A 20252-nucleotide genomic window follows, 5' to 3' on the forward strand; every position below is an offset into this window, starting at 1 on the left:
CCTACTCCACGCGACAACTCGTCATCGATTGTGACAGACATCCGCAGGTCAGGCGGAATCGTGAACACCCGGCCCGCGCGGCCGGGAGCGGGATCACGCGCCGAGCAGCTTGCCGCCGAGATACTCGGCGACCTTGTCGAGCGCGACCCGCTCCTGGCTCATGGTGTCCCGTTCGCGCACCGTGACGGCCTGGTCGTCGAGGGTGTCGAAGTCGACCGTCACGCAGAACGGCGTGCCGATCTCGTCCTGCCGGCGGTACCGCTTGCCGATGCCCTGTGCGTCGTCGAACTCGACGTTCCAGTGCTTGCGGAGTTCGGCGGCGAGGTCGCGGGCTTTCGGCGAGAGCTTCTCGTTGCGCGAGAGCGGCAGCACGGCGACCTTGATCGGGGCCAGCCGGCGGTCGAGCCGCAGCACCGTCCGAGTGTCGGTGCCGCCCTTCGCGTTCGGCACCTCCTCCTCGGTGTAGGCGTCGCACAGGAAGGCCATCAGCGAGCGGGTCAGGCCGGCCGCCGGCTCGATGACGAACGGGGTGTAGCGCTCACCCGACGCCTGGTCGAAGAACGACAGGTCCTCACCCGAGTGCTTGCTGTGGGTGGACAGGTCGTAGTCGGTGCGGTTGGCGACACCCTCGAGCTCACCCCACGGGTTGCCGGTGAAGCCGAACTTGTACTCCACGTCCACGGTCCGCTTGGAGTAGTGCGACAACTTCTCCTTCGGGTGGTCGTAGAGCCGCAGGTTCTCCGGATCGATGCCCAGGTTGACGTACCAGTCGAAGCGCTGGTCGATCCAGTACTGGTGCCATTCCTCGTCCTCGCCCGGCTTGACGAAGAATTCCATCTCCATCTGCTCGAACTCGCGGGTGCGGAAGATGAAGTTGCCCGGCGTGATCTCGTTGCGGAAGCTCTTGCCGATCTGCGCGATGCCGAACGGCGGCTTCTTGCGGGCGGTGGTCATCACGTTCTTGAAGTTCACGAAGATGCCCTGCGCGGTCTCGGGACGCAGGTAGTGCAGACCCTCTTCGTCGTCGACGGGCCCGAGGAACGTCTTCATCAGACCGCTGAACGCCTTGGGCTCGGTCCAGTTGCCGGGCTGCCCGGTCTCCGGGTCGTTGATGTCGGCCAGACCGTTGGCCGGCGGGTGCCCGTGCTTGGCCTCGTAGGCCTCGATGAGATGGTCGGCGCGGTAGCGCTTGTGGGTGTGCAGCGACTCGACCAGCGGGTCGGTGAACACCTCGACGTGGCCCGAGGCCTCCCACACCTGACGCGGCAGGATGACCGACGAGTCGAGGCCGACGACGTCCTCGCGGCTGATGACCATCGTGCGCCACCACTGCCGCTTGATGTTCTCCTTGAGTTCGACGCCGAGCGGGCCGTAGTCCCACGCCGATTTGGTACCGCCGTAGATCTCACCGCACTGGTACACCAGGCCCCGGCGCTTGGCGAGGTTGACGACGGATTCCACATTGGACTGGGCGGCCACGGTTAACTGCTCTCCACGGGTTGAGGTGTTCGGCTGGGACGGTCGTGCTGACGCTCGGTGCTCGACGTGCATCCACCAGATGCGGGCGGCAACCCGTACAGACTACCGAGCACATGTGCCGTTTCCCGAAACCACCGGCAACGGTGCACCCGTCGGACCCACATGCACGGACGGGAACTGCCAGAGTGGCAGGGTGATCGTTCGCATACGACGACGCGTCGGCGTCCCCCCATCGGCCCGCGGGCGTCGGCCTGTCCTCGCCTCGACCGGCCTCGCACTGACACTGGCACTGGCCGTGGGGTGTTCGTCCGAGCAGCCCGCCGAGCCCCAGCGACCCTCGTCGGCACCGGTGTCGACGCCCTCTCCCGAACCACCGATCGACGAGGTCACCCCGGCCGCGCTGGCCGACGCCGTCACCCTCGACAACGTGATGGCGCACGTTCGCGCACTGGCCCAGATCGCCGACAACAACGGCGGCAACCGCGCGGCCGGCACACCCGGGTACGACGCCTCGCTGGACTACGTCGCCGGGCTCCTCCGCACGGCGGGCTTCGACGTGACGACGCCGCCCGTCGAGTACGAGCGCTTCGACGCCGGTCCGGTCAGCCTCACCGCCGACGGCCTGAAGGTCGCCACCCGCGTCGTCGAGTATTCGGCCGGAACCGGCGACACCCCGGTCACCGGGGCCCCGGTTGCCGTCAACGGCCTCGGATGCGCGAACACCGACTTTCCGGCCACGACGCGTGGCGCGATCGCCGTCATCACCCAAGGTACCTGCACCTTCGCCGACAAGGCACGGAACGCCGAGTCGGCCGGCGCGGTCGGGGTCGTCATGGCCAACAACGAGCCCGGCCCGCTCACCGGCGCCACCCTGGGGCCGGACGACCGCCCGGGGATCCCGGTCCTCGGCATCGCGGGCGACGACGCCGATCGGGTGCGGTCGGCGCGATCGGTCGCGCTTGCGGTCGAGGCGAAGACCACCGGCATCACCACGCGAAACCTGATCGCCGAGACCCGGACGGGCACCGGCGACGACGTCGTCATGGCCGGGGCACACCTCGACAGCGTCGCCGACGGACCCGGCATGAACGACAACGCCAGCGGCTCCGCGGCCGCGCTCGAGACGGCTCTGCGACTCGGGTCGTCGCCGCGGGTCCCGCACCGCGTGCGATTCGCGTTCTGGGGCGCGGAGGAGGACGGGCTCGTGGGTTCCACCGAGTACGTCCGGGGACTCGACCCGGCCGCGCGTACGGCAGTGGCCCTCTACCTGAACTTCGACATGCTCGCCTCACCCAACGGCGGGTACTTCACCTACGACGGCGACGACTCCGAGCGTCAGGGAGCCGGCCCCGGCCCGGACGGCTCCGGGGGCATCGAGCGGACCTTCGAGAAGTTCTACGCCGATCGCGGCATCCCCCTCGCCCCCGACGACTTCGACGGCCGTTCCGATTACGGCCCGTTCATCGCGGTGGGCATCCCCTCCGGCGGGGTGTTCACCGGCGCGGAAACAAAGAAGGACGAAGCGCAGGCGGAGATGTGGGGCGGCCGGGCCGGAGAACCCTTCGACCCCGACTACCACACCGCACGCGACACCCTCGACAACCTGAACACCGACCTGCTGGCCGTCAACTCGGCTGCGGTCGCGTCCGCGGTCGCGACCTACGCGTTGTCGACCGCAGGTGCGGACGGGGTCCCGCCGCCGGCCGAGCGCCGACGTGCAGACGAGGGCTGACCAGCGGCGACACCGGTGGCACGGATTGAAAACCATTTCCGATAGAATGGCCGGATCAGTGGCGCGAGCCAGGCGAGGAGGAGCGTGATGTCGACGCAACCGTTGGACGGGCCCGGACCGATCGAAGCGGCCGATGCCGCGGCGCGGGAAGCCGCCGCCGACCTCCTGCGCGCCCTCGCCTCCCCCACTCGCGTCGCCATCGTGCTGTCCCTGCGGGAGCGGGTGCAGTGCGTCCACGAACTCGTCGGGCACCTGGGCTTGAGTCAGCCACTGGTCAGCCAGCACCTGCGCGTGCTCAAGGACGCCGGTGTGGTGCGAGGCCAGCGCAACGGCCGCGAGATCACCTACGAACTCCTCGACGACCACGTCGCGCACATCGTCGGCGATGCGCTGATCCACGCGAACGAGACCACCGACGGCCGCGCCGTGCCGTCCGATGCGTCCCGGGCGGTGAACGAATGAGTGGCGTCGCATCGGGGCCGCAGCCGGTCACCGGCATCCGGTCGACGCGCCAACGCGCTGCGATCGCCGACGCCCTGGCCGGCACCGAGGACTTCTGCTCCGCGCAGGAACTCCACGAGATCCTCAAGGCCCGGGGCGAATCCATCGGCCTGACGACGGTGTACCGCAATCTGCAGGCACTGAGCCAGGCCGGGCAGATCGATGTCCTGTGGGACGGCTCCGGTGAGACCCGCTACCGCCACTGCTCGTCGGGACACCACCACCACCTCGTCTGCCGGGAGTGCGGCACCACCGTCGAGGTCCAGGCCGAACCGGTCGAACGCTGGGCCGCGAAGATCGCCACCCAGCACGGCTTCACCGACATCAACCACACCGTCGAGGTCTTCGGGCGCTGTGGGGACTGCCGAACCGCCGAGAAGGACTGAGCTTTCAGCGCCCCCTGATCCGAAAGACCACACCCCACTGGTCCCTGATCCGAAAGAACCACACACCGCTGGTCTGTGGCGTGCGAGCGATGCCCCTCCCACTGCTCCCTGAGGTGCGAGGAGCGCTAGCGACGAGCCACGAAGGGTCCTGGCGAGACACGTTGCGGCCCTTCGTGGCTCGCTTCGCGCGCACCTCAGGGAGCATAGGTCGCGCTCAACGCCTCAGGGAGCATTGGTCGTGCTCAACGCTTCTCAGTCCTCAGGGAGCGGGATCCGATGTCGCCAGACTCAAGCAGAAGCCGGGCCCACCAGCCGTTCGGCGGCGTCGACACCGGCGGCGAGGACGATGTGCAGGACCGTCAGCAGCGGCACGTCGTCGAGCTGGCTCGCCGGAAACGTGTAGTACTGCAACACATCTGTGGTGACCCCCGCACGGTCGGAGCGTCGGAGGCTGCCGAAGCTGAGCTGGGCGGCGCACGCCTCGACGTCGTCCCGGAGCGTCGGGGTGTTGGGCAGGTCCATCGCAACCATCTGCGTCAGGGCCAGTACGTCGAGCCCGTCGGCCAGCGTGAGCACGCGGATGGAGGCACGCGTCGGACCGACCTGCACGACGAGGGAGTCGGCGTCGGGTCGGTCGACGGGACCGAGTTCGGCGACGATCTGCGCGGTCCGGTCGAGGAGCGCGGCGGCGTCGGTCACGACGGCTTCACCCCGCCGAATCGCCGGTCGCGCGATGCGTATTCGAGGCAGGCTGCCCACAGGTCACGCCGGTCGAAGTCCGGGAAGAGCTTCTCCTGGTAGACCATCTCGGCGTACGCCGACTGCCACAGCAGGAAGTTCGAGATCCGCTGCTCCCCCGACGGACGCAGGAACAGGTCGACGTCGGGCATGTCCGGCTCGTCCAGGTACCGCGCGAAGGTCGACTCCGAGATGCGCTCCGGGTCGATCTCGCCGCGCGCCGCGCGTCGCGCGATCTCCCGTGCGGCGTCGGCGATCTCGGCACGACCGCCGTAGTTGACGCACATCGTGAGCGTCATGACGGTGTTGTCGCGGGTCATCTCCTCGGCGATCTCGAGTTCCCGGATCACGCTGCGCCACAACCGGGGTCGGCGTCCGGCCCAGCGCACCCGGACGCCCATCTCGTGCATCTCATCGCGTCGACGGCGGATGACGTCGCGGTTGAAGCCCATGAGGAACTTCACCTCGTCGGGGCTGCGCGACCAGTTCTCGGTGGAGAACGCGTAGGCGGAGAGCCAGCCGACCCCCAATTCGATACAGCCGCAGACGGTGTCCATCAACACGGCCTCGCCGCGCTTGTGCCCCTCGGTGCGCGGGAGCCCGCGATCGGTGGCCCAGCGCCCGTTCCCGTCCATCACCAGCGCCACGTGCTTGGGCACGAACTCGGCGGGGATCGCCGGGGGCCGGGCACCGCTCGGATGTGGACCGGGGGGACGGACATCCGTCCGGAGGCTCGCGGCCTTGCGTCCCTTCGCCGAACTACCCGGCCGCAACGCCATCGTCGACCCTCCTCACGCCCGTGTCCACACCCGTCTCCATCAGCCTATGAGGGGCGGTGCGTTCGATCAGCGGCAGGGTTCGGAGCTGGCGTTCCAGATGCCACTGCAGATGCGCGGCGGTGAGTCCGCTGGCCTGGCGACGCAGCGACGGCGTGGCGTCGACGACCTCATCCCACCGACCGCGGAACAGGGCTTCCATGAGGTCGAGCACGCCGGGCGAGGGGGTCGCCGATCCGGGTGGCCGGCACGGCAGACAGACGGCGCCGCCGGCGGCGACGTGGAAAGCGCGGTGGGGGCCGGGCGTCGCGCACCGCGCGCACTCCTCGAGCGCCGGCATCCAGCCCGCGCTGTACATCGCGCGCAGCAGGTAGGCGTCGAGGATCAGTTCTCGCGGCCGGCGGTCGTCGGCCAGCGCGGCCAGCGCCCCGACCGTCAGCCGGTGCAGCTGACGGGTGGGCGCTCGTTCCTCGCCTGCGAGCCGTTCGGCGGTCTCAAGGACCGCGCAGGCCGTGGTGTAGCGCCCGTAGTCGGCGACGATGGCGTCGGCGAAGGCGTGCAGGCTGTGGACCTGGGTGACCACGTCGAGGCTGCGGCCGGGATACAGATGTACGTCGATATGGGCGAAGGGTTCGAGCCGGGCGCCGAACTTCGACCGCGTCCGCCGCACGCCCTTGGCGACCGCGCGCACGAGACCGTGTTCGGCGGTGAGCAGCGTGATGATGCGGTCGGCTTCGCCCAGCTTGTGCTGGCGCAGCACGACGGCCTCATCCCGGTAGAACCTCACCGCGACATTCTCCCATCGGGTACCGACACGACGTGCCCCGACATGCCCGCCGGCCTACCCCGGATCGATGTCGAACGAGGTCAGCGGCCGCAGCAGCGAGCGCTTCTTCTCGACGTGACCACCCATCCGGTCGAGGATCGACGTCAACGCCTCGATGGCCTCGACGATGTAGGGCCCCTTGTTCAGCATCACGCCCTCCGCACGCCGGCTCATCGCGGCGTCGGTGACCTCGGCCCGGGACGGCACGCCCTTCTTGGCCAGTCCGTCGAGCACCTGCGTCGCCCAGATGACCGGCACATGCGCTGCCTCACACAGCCAGAGGATCTCCTCCTGCACTTCGGCGAGCCGGCCGAACCCGACCTCGACGGCGAGGTCGCCGCGAGCGATCATGACCCCGACCGCGTCCCAGCGCATCGCCTCGAGCAGCATCTGCGGGAGCGACTCGAAGGCCGCCCGGGTCTCGATCTTCAGCACGATGCCCACATCGGACGCACCGCGACGGTTCAGTTCGCCGATGAGGTCGGCCACGTCCTCCGGCGACCGGACGAACGAGCAGTTCACCATGTCGGCATGTGCCGCGACGAACTCGAGGTCATCGCGGTCCGACGCGGTGAGCGCCGGGATGTGCAGTGTCGTGTCCGGGAGGTTGATGCCTTTCTCGGCGCGGAGTTTCGTCCCGTCCGGCGCGGCACGCTCGACGTCGACCACGATCTCGCCATCGACCTTCTCCCGCACTCGCCCGGCGATCTTGCCGTCGTCGAACAACACCCGATGGCCCGCCTCGACGTCGTCGAAGGCGTCCCCGAGCTCGCATCCGATCCGGTGCGGCCCGGTCCGGGTCGCCGGGGTCGGCGTGAGGTCGCGCTGCAACCGGAGCTCGTCACCGGTGCGCACGAGCAGATGCTGACGCTTCTCGGGCAGATCGTCGACGACGATCGGAGCGGCGTCGGCAGAGCCCGACAACCCGATCGGCGTACCCGTCTCGTAGTAGACGGTGCGATCGCATTCGACGTCGATCCCCGCCTCGGACACCGCGACCACCTCGAGTCGCCGTCGGCGACCACGAGCGTCCCGTAGGCGCAACCGGTCTCCCTGCACGACGTCGGCGAGTGCGCGTACCGGGATGACCGCGTCGATGCCGTCGGGCAGGCGTGCGCCGGGGTCGAACGGTGCGGCACTGAGCCGCACCCGCGACCGCCGTTCGACGGTGCCATCGTCGGCGCGGACCGGTTTGACCTTGATCACCTTCGGTCCCGGTTCGAGCGGGCCGGTGCGCAACTTCGGACCGGCGAGATCCATGGCCACCCGCACCCGGCCGGGTAGAGCACGCACCGACTCGATCATCCGCGCCCATTCGGCCGGGCCGTCGTGTGCGCAGTTCACCCGCGCGACGTCCATTCCGGCGGCACCCATGGCGCGGACGAGGTCGGGGTCGTCGGCGGCCTGGGTCGGCATCGTGACCATCACACGGGTGGCCCGCTCGCCGTGCTCGTCACCGGGTCCGTCGGCGATGGCGTCATCGCCGCCACCGGGGTGCACGCGCCCGAGGAGCCGGTCGCGATTACGCGTCAGGGTCCGCACCCCGCCCGCGAGGTCACCCCAGATCGGATGCCGGGTGCGACCCTCGGCCAAGGCGTCCACCGTTTCGATCACCGTCTCGATCCACGAATAGACGATCGACTCCATCCGGCCGAGACTCGACAGTCCGTGCGCGGACATCGACTCCTGCAGCGGACGCAGATCGCGGCGTCGTACCGCGACGTAGTGCACGAGGTTGCGGGCGCTGTCCCGGTGCTGGTCGGCGACGGCGGCGATGAGCGATTCGGCCTGCACCTCGGCGCGGTCGAGGTCGTCGCGCAGTTCGTGCAGGGCCGAGGACAATTCGGGGATCGACATGACGACGGGGGTACCCATCCGGCCACCGTGTCAGACCCAGGTGAACGGTCGGGGCGAGGCGGCGCCGCCCGTGTCAGCCGGCGTTGACGATCTTGTCCAGCTTCGGCGGCAGCGTCATCCCACCCGGGTATCGGTGCCAGCCCTTGCGGTCGTAGAACTTGGTGCCGAGCAGACCGAGGAGCACGCCGACGAGCAAGCCGATGAAGCACTGGATGATCGATCGGCCCAACCCCGCCGACAGGTCGGCGTCGAAGTACAGGACCGCACGCACACCGAGGTAGATCACGTGCATCGGCTCGATCGCGGCGATCCACTCGAAGAGGCGGGGACTCGCCTCCAGCGGTAGCGTCCCGCCCGACGACGGCAGGCCGAACACCACGAAGAAGAGCAGATTGAACAGCAGACCGGGGTTGCCGAACACCGCCATCATCGCGCTCGCGCTCACGCCGACGGCGAAGATGCCGAGGACCGAGAGCATCCAGAGCACGAAGCCGTTCGGGATCGACGTCCCGACCATCGCGCCGACGGCGATGAACAAGGTCGAGAGCACCACCGCGACCAGGAACATGATCGTCCACTTCGCCGCGAGCGTCGCCCACCGGCTGATCGCGAGCCGCTCGCGCAGCTGATAGAACGGCCCGTATTCGATGGGGGTCTGGCCGAGCATGCCGTCGACCACGATGCTGACCATCATCGCCCCGGTGAAGCCGGCGAGCACGAGCAGCAGGGTCAGGTAGAACGCTGACAATCCATTGCCCGCACCCTCCGGGAGCGGAGTCGGCTCGGACACCTCGACGGCCACCGGGCTCGCGAGCGCGAGCTGCGCCGCGCCGGTGAAGGTGATGTCGTTGCGCTCGAGCTGGGTACGCACCTGTTCGGTCAGCTGCGCGCCCACCTGCTCGTTGACCCGTTCACGGACCTGATCGGCGAGGGTGGTGGTGATCGACGACGCGAACGCCCCGGAGCCCCGGTTGATGAAGATGTCGATGGTCGGTTTCGCCGGTTCGGCGGTGAGGACCGTCGACCGGCCCAGTGCGACCGCCCGATTCGTGAAATTGGACCCGACGACGATGACGCCGTACACCTTGCCGCTGTTGAGTTCGGACAGCGCGGTCGAGCGGTCGGTGCGGGTCACGACGATCCCATTCTGCGCCGCCGAGGAGATGATGCCCTCGGCGACCTGGTCGCCGAAGTTCTGCGGCGTGGACTGTCCGTCTGCGTTCTGCACCTCACCACCCGCGTCCTCCTGCACCAGGGCGACGGGGAAGTCGTGGAGGTGACGCTGCGGGTCGACCACCGCCGCCATGTACAGCGCGGCCATCAGCGAGAACATCACTGCGACGAGAGCCAACGGTGCCAGCCAGAAACGCGGCGATCCGAGGACGCCGGCGATCGTGCGACCGGTCGGCTGGTCGGTGTCTGGCGCCTCGTGCGCTCCCCTACCGGTATCGTCCCCCGGCTGTTGTGGCGATTCGTGCGTTCCCATCGGCGTACCTCCCCGCAGGCCGCCCCTGCCGGCGCCAGGCCGTCAGGAACACGCTGCTAGAAACCCAATCGACGCAACTGCTTGGGGTCGCGTTGCCAGTCCTTGGCGACCTTCACGTGCAGATCCAGGTACACCTTGGTGCCCAGCAGCCGCTCGATCTGTGCGCGGGCAACTGTACCGACCTCCTTCAGACGCGCGCCCTTGCGGCCGATGATGATGCCCTTCTGGCTGTCGCGTTCGACGAACAGCACGGCGTGGACATCGACCATCGGCGGTAGGTCGGGGTCGCGGTCCTCACGATCGATGACCTCTTCGATGACGACGGCCAGCGAGTGCGGCAGCTCGTCGTGCACCCCCTCGAGCGCGGCCTCGCGGATGAACTCCGCCATCAGCACCTGTTCGGGTTCGTCGGTGAGTTCGCCGTCCGGGTAGAACGCGGGGCCTTCCTCCATGAGGCTCACGAGCACGTCGGACAGCACGTCGAGCTGCTTGCCCGACTTCGCCGACACCGGAATCACTTCCGAGTCCGGCCCGAGTACCTGCGACAGTGCGAGCAGCTGTTTGGCGACCTGCTCCGGCCCGACCCGGTCGATCTTGGTGACCACCCCGACGATCGTCGTGCGCGGCGCCATCTCGCGGACCTGCGAGATGATCCACCGGTCACCCGGACCGATGGCCTCGTCGGCCGGTATGCAGACTCCGATCACGTCGACCTCGGAGTAGGTGTCGCGGACGAGGTCGTTCAGGCGCTGACCCAGCAGGGTGCGCGGTCGGTGCAGGCCCGGGGTGTCGACGAGGATCAGCTGGGCGTCGGGCCGGTTGACGATCCCGCGGATGGTGTGGCGGGTGGTCTGCGGACGATTCGAGGTGATCGCGATCTTCTCGCCGACCAGGGCGTTGGTGAGCGTGGATTTGCCGGTGTTGGGCCGGCCCACGAAACAGACGAAGCCCGAACGGAACTCAGGCATCCGCGCGCCCCAGCCGCTGCTGAGGACGACCCGCGGTGTCGGTGAGGACCGCATAGGCCTCCGGGCTCAGCTCGTGCAGGGTGTCCAGGCCCGGGTCGCCGGCGTCACCGTTGACGACGACCGCCGCCTCGAAGGAGCGGGCGCCGCTCGAGATCGCCGACGCCACCGCGACCTGGAGTCCGGTGAGGGTCAGCGAGCGGGTCCGCACGTCGGCCCCGGCGTAGGTGCGACCGTCGCCGTCCCGGACCGCCGCGCCCGAGGGCGACTCGGCGCGCGCCAGCGCACCTCGGGCGAGCACCACGAGCTTGCGATCCTCGTCGGAGAGGGTCTCGGTCACTGGTTCATCCTTGCTCTCGACTCGCCTGCGCGCTCCTGGCCGGCGGTGTCCGTGTCCTGGTCCTCGTGGGCGTTGCCCGTGGTGCGCTCGGCACGTCCCTGCGATCGACTCGACTGCCCGCCGTGCTCGTCGCGTCGGGAATCCTCGTCCGGGTCGGGGACCCGGGTGACCAGCACCGTGATGATGCGTTGGCGCCCTTGGCGATTGGGCCCACCCTCGGCCACCAGCTGCAGCCCGTGCGACTCGACCCGGGCGCCGGGCAGTGGCACCCGCCCCAGTTCCAGACCGACGAGTCCGCCGACCGTCTCGACCTCTTCCTCGGCGATCTCGACACCGAACAGCTCGCCGAGATCCTCCACCGGCAGTCGTGCCGACACCCGGTACGACCCGTCGCCCAGGTCTTCGACCGGTGCGAGTTCGTCGATGTCGTACTCGTCGGTGATCTCGCCGACGATCTCCTCCAGCACGTCCTCGATGGTCACCAGCCCGGCGATGCCGCCGTACTCGTCGACGAGCATCGCCATGTGGTTGCGCTCGCGCTGCATGTCGGCGAGGACCCGGTCCAGTGGCTTGGAGTCGGGGATGAACTCGGCCTCGCGCATCACGTCGACCACGCGGAGGGTCGTGGGATCGATCCGCTGGGCGACCGTGCGCGCCACCAGATCCTTGAGGTACACGATGCCCAGGACGTCGTCGGTGTTCTCCCCGATCACCGGGATCCGCGAATGTCCGGACCGCGTCGCGAGACTCGTGGCCTGCAGCGCGGTCTTGTCAGCCTCGATCCACACCATCTCCGGGCGCGGGACCATCACCTCGCGGGCACTGGTGTCGCCGAGGTCGAAGACCGACTGGATCATCCGGCGCTCGTCGGCCGCGACGACGCCCGAGGCCTCGGCCAGGTCGACGACCTCGCGCAACTCGACCTCGGTGGCGAACGGACCGTTGCGGAACCCGCGACCCGGGGTGAGGGCGTTACCGATCAGGATCAACAGCCGGGTCAGCGGTTTGAGCAGCACGCCGAGCGCGAACAACAGGTACGACGACGACAGCGCGATCGTGTACGCGTGCTGCCGGCCGAGCGTGCGGGGGCCGACGCCGACGGCGACGTACGAGACGACCGTCATGGCGGCGATGGCCACCGCCAGTCCCCCGCCGACGCCGATCAGCTGCGTCGCGGCGACCGCGACGAGCGCGACCGCCGCGGTCTCGCACACGACTCGGAGCAGCACCACGAGGCCGACATAGGTCGCACGCGCCTCGAGGATGCCCGCCAGGCGGCGCGCACCGGCCCGCCCTTCCCGGACCATGTCGTCGACCCGGGCGTTCGACACCGTCGACACCGCGGTGTCGACGGCCGCGAAGACGCCGCCCACCACGATCAACACGACTGCCGCCACGATGAACCAGTAGTCGGAGGTCACCCTCGGTCCTCCTCGGACCGCGACTGCTCGGGCACCGACTGGGCACCGGGGGTCGGTGAATCTCCCTCGGCTCCGGTGAACCCGATGTTGGACAGCAGCCGGGAATCGCGGTCGGTCTGTCGTTGCTCCTGGGCGCGACGGTGACGTTCGGCGTAGAACGCGTCGAGGATGCGGTTCTGCAGTCCGAACATCTCGCGCTCCTCCTCCGGCTCGGCATGGTCGTAGCCGAGGAGGTGGAGCACTCCGTGGATGGTCAGCATGGCGAGCTCGTGCTCGAAGGACCGCTTGGCCTCGCGCGCCTGTTTCCGGGCGAAGTCCGGGCACAACACGATGTCCCCGAGAATCGCCGGACCCGGGTCGGTCGCATCCGGCCGGCCGCCGGGCACCAGTTCGTCCATCGGGAAACTCATGACATCGGTCGGACCGGGCAGGTCCATCCACTGGACGTGCATGTCGGCCATGGTGTCCTCGTCGACACACAGCACCGACAGCAATGCGGCCGGGTTCACGTCCATCGCGGTGACCGCGAAACGCGCGGCGTCGATGATCAACTCGGCCGGGACCTCGACCCCGGATTCGTTGGCCAGTTCGATGCTCATGAGCGACGACCCTGCGCCGCTGCCCGGCGTGCGGCGCGATTGCCGCCGATGGCCGTGTTGGGCAGACCCCGCTGCGCCTCCTCGGCTCGCCCGTAGGCGTCGACGATGTCGGCGACCAGGCGGTGCCGGACCACGTCCTGGCTGGTGAGGCGGGCGAAGTGGATGTCGTCGATGCCCTCGAGGATCTCCGACGCGGCGAGGAGACCGCTGCGGGCGCCGCCGGGCAGGTCCACCTGCGTTACGTCACCGGTCACGACGACCTTGGAACCGAAACCGAGGCGCGTGAGGAACATCTTCATCTGCTCGCTCGTGGTGTTCTGCGCCTCGTCGAGGATGATGAACGCGTCGTTCAGGGTGCGGCCGCGCATGTAGGCCAGCGGCGCGACCTCGATGACCCCGGCCGCCATCAGCTTCGGGATCGCGTCGGGGTCCATCATGTCGTGCAGCGCGTCGTACAGCGGGCGCAGGTACGGGTCGATCTTCTCGCTCAGCGTGCCCGGCAGGAAGCCGAGACGTTCGCCGGCCTCGACCGCCGGCCGCGTCAGGATGATGCGGTTGACCGACTTCGACTGCAGCGCCTGCACGGCCTTGGCCATGGCCAGATAGGTCTTGCCGGTGCCGGCCGGGCCCAGTCCGAAGACGATGGTGTGCTCGTCGATCGCGTCGACATAGTGCTTCTGGTTGAGTGTCTTGGGCCGAATCGTCTTGCCGCGGCGCGACAGGATGTCCAGTGACAGCACGTCGGCGGGCGATTCCTCGGTGCCGTCGGACAGCATCGAGACGCTGTGCCGGACGAGATCTGGTGTCAGCGGGGTTCCGCGCCCGACGAGGTCGACGAGTTCGGCGATGACGCGCTCGGACGCGGCTACCTCGGCGGGTTCACCGGTCAAGGTCACCTGGTTGCCGCGGACGTGGATGTCGGCGGGCAGGAGCTGCTCGAGGGTACGCAGGTTGACGTCACTCGCGCCGAGCAGCCCGAACACGACTCCGGGAGAGACTTCGACAGTGGATGTGACCCCAGACCGGCGCGGCTGCGTACGGCTGGATTGCCCGCTCTGGTCGGGGTTGTCGTCACTCACGTATGAAATCACTCCTGGTGTTCTGGTCCGGATGGATGTTCGGTTCTGGATGCGGCGCCCCCGGACGACGCGGTCGCGGCGGCTGGGGTGTGGTCAGTGTATCGCGGTGCAACAGCCGATCAGCAGGCAATATTTCCGTCAGATCCCGAGCACGCGGATCGTCTGTCGCGTGCCGACGCTGCGCGGGTCGACGAAGGCGTCGTGCCCCTCACCGGGGACGACGATGAGTTCGGCGGACTGTCCGCGTGCGATCGCGGCGTCGACGTACCGGCGGCTGGACTCGACCGGGATCAGGTCATCGGCGTCGCCGTGGATCGCGACGACGTGGGCGTCGACCACCGGTGCCAGCAGTGGTGAGGCGTCGGAGTAGCGGCGCGGCGACTCGCTGAACGGCCGACCCATGAACGCCCGCACCGACTCCCGGTCCGCTGCGCCGACGGTGTCGAGCACGGCCGCCTGGGCGATCACGGTGGTGATGGTGGCCGTGGCGGTCCGGGCTCCGAGCTGACCGACGGCCCAGACCGCGAGCTGACCACCCGCGGAATGCCCGACGACCGCGGTCGAGGCGAAGTCGACAGCGCCGGGCGGGAGCAGGTCGCGGACGGGACCGTCCAGGGCACCGAGCGCGTCGAGGACATCCCGGCCGGTATTCGGCCACCCGCCGCCCTCTTCACCCACCCGGCGGTACTCGATGTTCCACACCGCCGCCCCGCGTTCGGCGAGCATCCGGGCGATCGCGGTCTGGGTCGTCGACCCGAACTCGACAGACCAGGACCCGCCGTGGACAAGCACCACGAGCCGCGTCGGCGTCGCGGCGTCGAGCCCCTCGGAAGGCACGTACAGGTGCCCGAATTGGGAAGGCGCAGAGCCGTATTCGATCTTGGTCCGACGCACCGAACGGCGTCCGACGACACTCATCGGGCCCACCGGCGGGTGAGCACCCCGATCGCACCGAGGGCCACCGCGGCGGCCGTCGACGTACGCAACACCTCGGGGCCGAGCACGACCGAGTGCGCACCGAGCGCGGTCAGGTCGGCGACCTCGCCGGCGTCGAGTCCGCCCTCGGGCCCGACCACGAGCAGGATCTCGGTGGCGTCGGCGAGGGGTAGCCGGGCCAGGGGCTGCGCGGCTTCCTCGTGCAGGACGGCGACGACCCCTCCCCGCGCGACGACGTCCGCGCAGCGGGCCCGGACGTCGATGGTGGTCGCGAGGTCGGTGATCTCCGGAATCCATGGTCGACGGCTCTGTTTGGCAGCTGCCGAGGCCGCGGCCCGCCATTTGGCAACGCCCTTGTCCGCCTTGCCCGTCCACCGCGACACGCACCGCAGCGCCTGCCACGGCACGATGACGTCGGCGCCGGCCTCGGTGGCGAGGTCGACCGCGAGCTCGGACCGCTCCGACTTCGGGAGCGCCTGCACCACGGTCACCTGCGGGGTCGGGCGAGCCTCGAACGCGAGGTCGTGGACGGTCGCCACCAGTGTGTCCTTGGCGGTGATCTCCCGGATCTCGCAACCGCCGACCGAGCCGGCGCCGTCGCCGACGAGGACCCGTTCGCCGACGCCCAGCCGGGCGACGGTGACCGCGTGACGACCCTCGGGACCGCTCAGGATCAGGTCAGCGCCGGGCGCGGGCACGGAGTCCGCCCAGAACAGCGGTGGACTCACCGCGTACCCGCCGTCCCGAACGCGAACATCCACTCGGAGATCGCCGCCGCGGACACCAGGTGCCTACTTCCCGGCGAACGCGTTGCGCAGCCGCGAGAAGAGGCCGCCGGGCGCCGCGGCCGCCGAGGTGTTGACGACCTCGATCTCGTCGGCGGCGATCTTGCGGTACTTCTTCAGTGCTTCGGTCTGCGCCGCATCGAGTCTGGTCGGTACGACGACGTCGAGGTGGACGTGCATGGTGCCGCGCACACCGGAACTGACGTGCGGCATGCCCTGCCCGCGCAGCTTCACGATCTGGCCCGGCTGCGTGCCGGGCGCGACCGTCACGGTGACCGGATCGCCGAGAATCGTCTCCACCTCGAACTCGGCACCGAGCGCGGCGTCGGCCATCGGGACCTTGACGGTGCAGTGCAGGTCGTCTTTGTCGCGCAGGAACACCTCGTGCGGCCGTTCGGCGACCTCGACGTACAGATCGCCGGCCGGGCCGCCGCCGAGACCCACCTCACCCTGCCCGGTGAGGCGAACCCGCATGCCGTTCTCGATCCCGGCGGGGATGCGCACGGTCATCGTGCGTCGCGAGCGGTAGCGTCCGTCGCCGCCGCACTTGTGGCAGGGGTCGGGGATGACCTCGCCGACGCCGTGGCAGGTCGGGCACTCGCGCACGGTCATGACCTGCCCGAGGAAGGAGCGCTGCACCGACTGGATCTCCCCGGCGCCCTTGCAGATGTCGCAGGTGACCGGCTTGCTGTCGCCGTTGGTTCCCGAGCCGGTACACACGTCGCAGAGGACCGCGGTGTCGACGGTGATCTCCTTGGCGACCCCCTTGGCGCACTCGGCGAGATCCAGGGTCACGTTCACCAGCGCCGGCTCACCCGGCTGGACACGGGACTTGGGTCCGCGGCCCGAGCCGAAGCCCCCGCCACCGCCACCGAACGCACCGCCGTTGCCGAAGAACGCCTCGAAGACGTCCCCGAATCCGCCGCCGCCACCGAAACCGCCGAAGCCGCCCGCACCGGCGCCGGCCAGCGGATCACCGCCGGCGTCGACGATGCGACGCTTCTCCGGATCGGTCAGCACCTCGTAGGCGGTGCTGACCTCTTTGAACTCGTCTTCTTTGCCCGGGTTGACGTCGGGGTGCAGCTCCCGCGCCTTCTTGCGGTAGGCGCGCTTGAGCTCCTGATCACTGGCGCCCTTCGCCACTCCCAGGATTGCGTAGTAGTCACGTGCCACGGTTGTAGTGATCCTTCGGTCTCAGTTGGTGCCTGGCGGCGGGTGCTCTCACGATCGCGCGACGCGCGGGTGGACCGGCCGTCCCCGTCGTCGTCCCGGCTCGGTGTCGCGAGCGGCCGCCGTCGACGCTGCGGTATGCCCGACAGCGATCATGGAAAAACAGCGATCATCGTTCGGCGAGCACCTCGCCGATGTACTTGGCAACGGCCGCCACCGAGGCGATGGTTCCCGGATAGTCCATCCGTGTGGGGCCGAGCACACCGACGCCGCCGAACACGGTTCCCGAAGCACCGTACCCTGTCGACACGACCGAGGTGCCACGCAGGTTCTCGGTCCGGGTCTCCTCGCCGATCTGCACCGTGACCTGGCCCATGTCCTGGGTCGTCGCCAAGATCTTGAGCACCACCACCTGCTCCTCGAGCGCCTCGAGAACGGTGTCCATCCCGCCGACGACGGGGGTGAAGTCGGCCGCCGACCGCGCGAGGTTCGACGTGCCGCCGAGCACCAGCCGGTCGTCACCGCGTTCGACGAGGGTCTCCACCAGCACGGTGGCGATGTTGAGGACCGCTCCGCGCAGATCCTCAGGCGCGGAATTGGCGAGCTCGGCCACCGCGGCCGACGCGGCTTCGAGGCGTTTGCCGTGCAGTGCGGCCGAGAACAGATCGCGCAACCGGGCGATCTCGTCCTCATCGTGGTCTTCGTTCAGCGCCACCATGCGCTGTTCGACCCGGCCGTTGTCGACGATGACGACCAGCAGCAGGCGCGACGGCGACAGGGTGACGACCTCGAGGTGACGCACGGTCGCCGCCGACAAGACCGGGTACTGGATGACCGCGACCTGTCTCGTCAGCTGGGCAAGGAGCCGCACCGAGCGCCGGAGCACGTCGTCGAGGTCGACGCCGGAGTCGAGCACCGAGAGGATCGCCCGGCGCTCGGCGGCCGACAGCGGCTTGATCTCGCTGATCCGATCGACGAACATCCGGTAGCCCTTGTCGGTGGGTACCCGGCCGGAGCTGGTGTGCGGCTGGGTGATGTATCCCTCTGCCTCCAGGACCGCCATGTCGTTGCGGACGGTGGCACTCGACACCCCCAGCTGGTGTCGCTCCACGAGCGCCTTCGAACCGATCGGTTCCTGCGTGTCGACGTAGTCGGTCACGATCGCACGCAAGATCTCGAAGCGACGATCATCGGTGGTAGACACGCGGCACACCTCCTGACTCGGGTCCCTGCCATACAGTTGGGTGCGTTCCATAGTACGAAATGGGATCGCGATCACCGTGCCACGGCGTGGTGTCGCGCACTGACCGTCGACGCGTCGTCGCAGATCAGCAATCGTCGAGGCACGGGCGTCGGAGGAGTTCGCATGATCTTCAAGGGGGTGCGGGAGGGCAAGCCCTATCCCGACCACGGGCTGTCGACGCGCGGCTGGGCCAAGATCCCGCCGCGGCAACTCCGGCTCGACCAGCTGACGCCGATCACCAAGGTCCTCGCCTTGGACAAGCTCCTCAGCGAGGACTCCACCTTCTACGGCGACCTGTTCGCCCACGTCGTGCGGTGGGAGGGCGAGCTCTACCTCGAGGACGGACTGCATCGCGCGGTGCGGTCGGCGCTGCGCAACCGGCACATCATCCACGCGCGCACCCTCGACCTCGACGCCCTGGACCTGTCCGACGTGGCCAAACCCCTCGACGAGCAACTCGAGGACACCGCCGAGATCCCGGCGCGCCGGCCCCCGACCACGCCCGACGGCCCCGGTGCGCATCGGCGCGGTGCGCGATCGACGGGCTGGACGAGTCCGCCTCGCCCCGATCAGAGCTGGTAGGCCGACAACCGGCCCCGCGTCAGCCCCAGAGCACGCGGCGGATCACGCCGTCGGCCAGCAACCGACCCGCGTCGGTGAGCACGTAGGCGTCGTCGGCCGCGGTGAGCAGTCCATCGGCAGAGAGTTGCTCGGCATGCGCAGTCTCGGCGTCGTCGAGGAGATCGCGCGGCAGTCCGCTGCGGCATCGGGTGGTCAGCATGACGGCCTCGAGGTGTCGGTCCGCGGGGGTCAGCTGTTCTGCCGAAGCGATCGGCAAGACCCCGTCCGCCAGCGACTTCGCATAGCGCGCGGGATGTTTGGCGTTCAGCCAGCGCACGCCCGCGACGTGGGAATGCGCCCCCGGACCGATGCCCCACCAGTCGTGGCTGTGCCAGTAGGCGATGTTGTGACGACACACCGACTTCTCGCCGCGCGCCCAGTTCGACACCTCGTACCAGTCGAGTCCGTCCGCACGCAGACGACGGTCGAGGATCTGATAGCGGTCGGCAAGGACGTCGTCGTCGGGTGCGGGCATCTCCCCGCGCCGGATGCGGCGAGCGAGCGCGGTGCCGTCCTCGACGATCAGCGCGTAGGCCGACACATGGTCGACCCCGGCGTCGAGCACCGCATCAACGGTGGCGTGCAGGTCGGCGTCGGTCTCGCCGGGCGTGCCGTAGATCAGGTCGAGGTTGACGTCGTCGAACCCGGCCGCTCGTGCCTCCCTGGCGGCCGCAACCGCCCGACCCGGGGTGTGCGTGCGATCGAGCAGCCGGAGCACGTGTGCGGCGGCCGACTGCATGCCGAGCGAGATGCGGGTGAAACCGGCGGAGCGGAGGTCGTCGAAGAACTCCGGCGAGGTCGACTCCGGATTCGACTCGGTGGTGATCTCGACGTCGTCGGACAGGTCGAAGTGGACCCGGACGGCGTCGAGGAGTCGTGTGAGGCCGTCGCCGCCGAGCAGCGACGGCGTGCCCCCGCCGACGAAGATCGTCGAGACCGGCCGGCCGGGGGCCAGCATCCGCGACGCCGCCTCGAGTTCGCGGGCGACCGCGTGCTGCCACGATTCCGGCGACGACGACGAACCGAGTTCGCCCGCCGTATAGGTGTTGAAGTCGCAGTATCCACACCGGGTCGCGCAGAACGGGACGTGCAGGTACAGCGCGAGAGGCACGTCCGCGTCGACGTCGCGGCACGCAGCGGCGACCAGGTCGGCTGCGATGGTGGTGGTGTCGACCTTCACCGTTCCATGATGCCGATCGCGGCGGCGTGGGAGGAAATCGTCGCCCCGATCGGGAACAGCGCGGTCCTCGACGGCGTTGTGCGGCGCAGGCAGGTGTGGAGGCCGGCCCGGTTTCCATCATCATGATGGAAA

Annotated in this window: 20 protein-coding genes; 4 read left to right on the forward strand and 16 right to left on the reverse strand. The window is 69.2% G+C overall.

Annotated features, from left to right (window positions below):
* Positions 1-93: 93 nt before the first annotated feature.
* Positions 94-1479 (reverse strand): glycine--tRNA ligase, encoded by a 1386-nt coding sequence (locus QAD21_RS15820; protein WP_004023004.1) that lies wholly within the window; start codon positions 1477-1479, stop codon positions 94-96.
* A 193-nt stretch (positions 1480-1672) separates the two neighbouring features.
* On the opposite strand from QAD21_RS15820, the gene QAD21_RS15825 reads away from it, so the two are divergent.
* The 3 genes from QAD21_RS15825 (at position 1673) to QAD21_RS15835 (ending at position 4098) form a co-directional block, all read left to right on the forward strand.
* The gene (locus QAD21_RS15825; RefSeq protein ID WP_280359845.1) at positions 1673-3211 is read left to right on the forward strand and encodes a M28 family peptidase; all 1539 of its coding nucleotides are present in this window, start codon (positions 1673-1675) and stop codon (positions 3209-3211) included.
* Positions 3212-3298: 87 nt separating this feature from the next.
* Positions 3299-3673 carry a metalloregulator ArsR/SmtB family transcription factor gene (locus QAD21_RS15830; protein WP_065631461.1) on the forward strand — a complete coding sequence of 125 codons (375 nt, stop codon included), beginning with the start codon at positions 3299-3301 and terminating at the stop codon, positions 3671-3673.
* On the forward strand, positions 3670-4098 hold the full coding sequence (locus tag QAD21_RS15835) for a Fur family transcriptional regulator (RefSeq protein ID WP_068970367.1): 429 nt from the start codon (positions 3670-3672) through the stop codon (positions 4096-4098). Before QAD21_RS15830 ends, QAD21_RS15835 begins: the two co-directional genes overlap by 4 nt.
* A gap of 288 nt (positions 4099-4386) precedes the next feature.
* Here QAD21_RS15835 and QAD21_RS15840 read toward each other — a convergent pair whose 3' ends face one another.
* From QAD21_RS15840 to hrcA, 14 genes are all read right to left on the reverse strand, one after another.
* Positions 4387-4797, reverse strand: a complete 411-nt coding sequence (locus tag QAD21_RS15840) for a hypothetical protein (RefSeq protein WP_068970366.1) — start codon at positions 4795-4797, stop codon at positions 4387-4389.
* The gene (locus QAD21_RS15845) at positions 4794-5615 is read right to left on the reverse strand and encodes an isoprenyl transferase (protein ID WP_205333891.1); all 822 of its coding nucleotides are present in this window, start codon (positions 5613-5615) and stop codon (positions 4794-4796) included. Before QAD21_RS15845 ends, QAD21_RS15840 begins: the two co-directional genes overlap by 4 nt.
* Positions 5596-6399: a DNA repair protein RecO gene (recO, locus tag QAD21_RS15850; RefSeq protein ID WP_055475472.1), complete on the reverse strand. Its 804-nt coding sequence runs from the start codon at positions 6397-6399 to the stop codon at positions 5596-5598. The genes QAD21_RS15845 and recO overlap by 20 nt, the downstream gene beginning before the upstream one ends.
* A 54-nt stretch (positions 6400-6453) precedes the next feature.
* Positions 6454-8313, reverse strand: coding sequence for a pyruvate kinase (locus tag QAD21_RS15855; RefSeq protein WP_205333890.1), 1860 nt, complete (start codon positions 8311-8313; stop codon positions 6454-6456).
* 55 nt (positions 8314-8368) lie between these two features.
* A complete protein-coding gene (locus tag QAD21_RS15860) occupies positions 8369-9781 on the reverse strand; it encodes a DUF3533 domain-containing protein (protein ID WP_205333889.1) in 1413 nt (470 codons plus the stop codon).
* A 56-nt stretch (positions 9782-9837) separates the two neighbouring features.
* Positions 9838-10749 (reverse strand): GTPase Era, encoded by a 912-nt coding sequence (gene era, locus QAD21_RS15865; protein ID WP_205333888.1) that lies wholly within the window; start codon positions 10747-10749, stop codon positions 9838-9840.
* Positions 10742-11086, reverse strand: coding sequence for a hypothetical protein (locus QAD21_RS15870; protein ID WP_078112894.1), 345 nt, complete (start codon positions 11084-11086; stop codon positions 10742-10744). Before QAD21_RS15870 ends, era begins: the two co-directional genes overlap by 8 nt.
* Positions 11083-12507 carry a hemolysin family protein gene (locus tag QAD21_RS15875; protein WP_205333887.1) on the reverse strand — a complete coding sequence of 475 codons (1425 nt, stop codon included), beginning with the start codon at positions 12505-12507 and terminating at the stop codon, positions 11083-11085. Before QAD21_RS15875 ends, QAD21_RS15870 begins: the two co-directional genes overlap by 4 nt.
* Positions 12504-13106 (reverse strand): rRNA maturation RNase YbeY, encoded by a 603-nt coding sequence (gene ybeY / locus QAD21_RS15880; protein WP_165629855.1) that lies wholly within the window; start codon positions 13104-13106, stop codon positions 12504-12506. Before ybeY ends, QAD21_RS15875 begins: the two co-directional genes overlap by 4 nt.
* Positions 13103-14185, reverse strand: a complete 1083-nt coding sequence (locus QAD21_RS15885) for a PhoH family protein (RefSeq protein WP_055475523.1) — start codon at positions 14183-14185, stop codon at positions 13103-13105. Before QAD21_RS15885 ends, ybeY begins: the two co-directional genes overlap by 4 nt.
* Before the next feature lie 138 nt (positions 14186-14323).
* On the reverse strand, positions 14324-15103 hold the full coding sequence (locus tag QAD21_RS15890; RefSeq protein WP_159371111.1) for an alpha/beta hydrolase: 780 nt from the start codon (positions 15101-15103) through the stop codon (positions 14324-14326).
* On the reverse strand, positions 15100-15849 hold the full coding sequence (locus QAD21_RS15895; protein WP_205333893.1) for a 16S rRNA (uracil(1498)-N(3))-methyltransferase: 750 nt from the start codon (positions 15847-15849) through the stop codon (positions 15100-15102). Before QAD21_RS15895 ends, QAD21_RS15890 begins: the two co-directional genes overlap by 4 nt.
* A 63-nt stretch (positions 15850-15912) precedes the next feature.
* Complete coding sequence (gene dnaJ, locus QAD21_RS15900) at positions 15913-17079, reverse strand: molecular chaperone DnaJ (protein WP_205333886.1); 1167 nt, start codon at positions 17077-17079, stop codon at positions 15913-15915.
* A gap of 166 nt (positions 17080-17245) precedes the next feature.
* On the reverse strand, positions 17246-18280 hold the full coding sequence (hrcA, locus tag QAD21_RS15905; RefSeq protein WP_010841232.1) for a heat-inducible transcriptional repressor HrcA: 1035 nt from the start codon (positions 18278-18280) through the stop codon (positions 17246-17248).
* A gap of 162 nt (positions 18281-18442) precedes the next feature.
* Between hrcA and QAD21_RS15910 the strand changes: the two genes are divergently transcribed.
* Positions 18443-18901: a type II toxin-antitoxin system VapB family antitoxin gene (locus tag QAD21_RS15910; RefSeq protein ID WP_205333885.1), complete on the forward strand. Its 459-nt coding sequence runs from the start codon at positions 18443-18445 to the stop codon at positions 18899-18901.
* Between the two features lie 19 nt (positions 18902-18920).
* Here the strand turns inward: QAD21_RS15910 and hemW are convergent, their stop codons facing one another.
* Positions 18921-20120, reverse strand: a complete 1200-nt coding sequence (gene hemW / locus QAD21_RS15915; protein ID WP_205333884.1) for a radical SAM family heme chaperone HemW — start codon at positions 20118-20120, stop codon at positions 18921-18923.
* Positions 20121-20252: the final 132 nt, after the last annotated feature.

The organism is Gordonia sp. SMJS1, from assembly GCF_029866425.1.
GTDB lineage: Bacteria > Actinomycetota > Actinomycetes > Mycobacteriales > Mycobacteriaceae > Gordonia > Gordonia hongkongensis.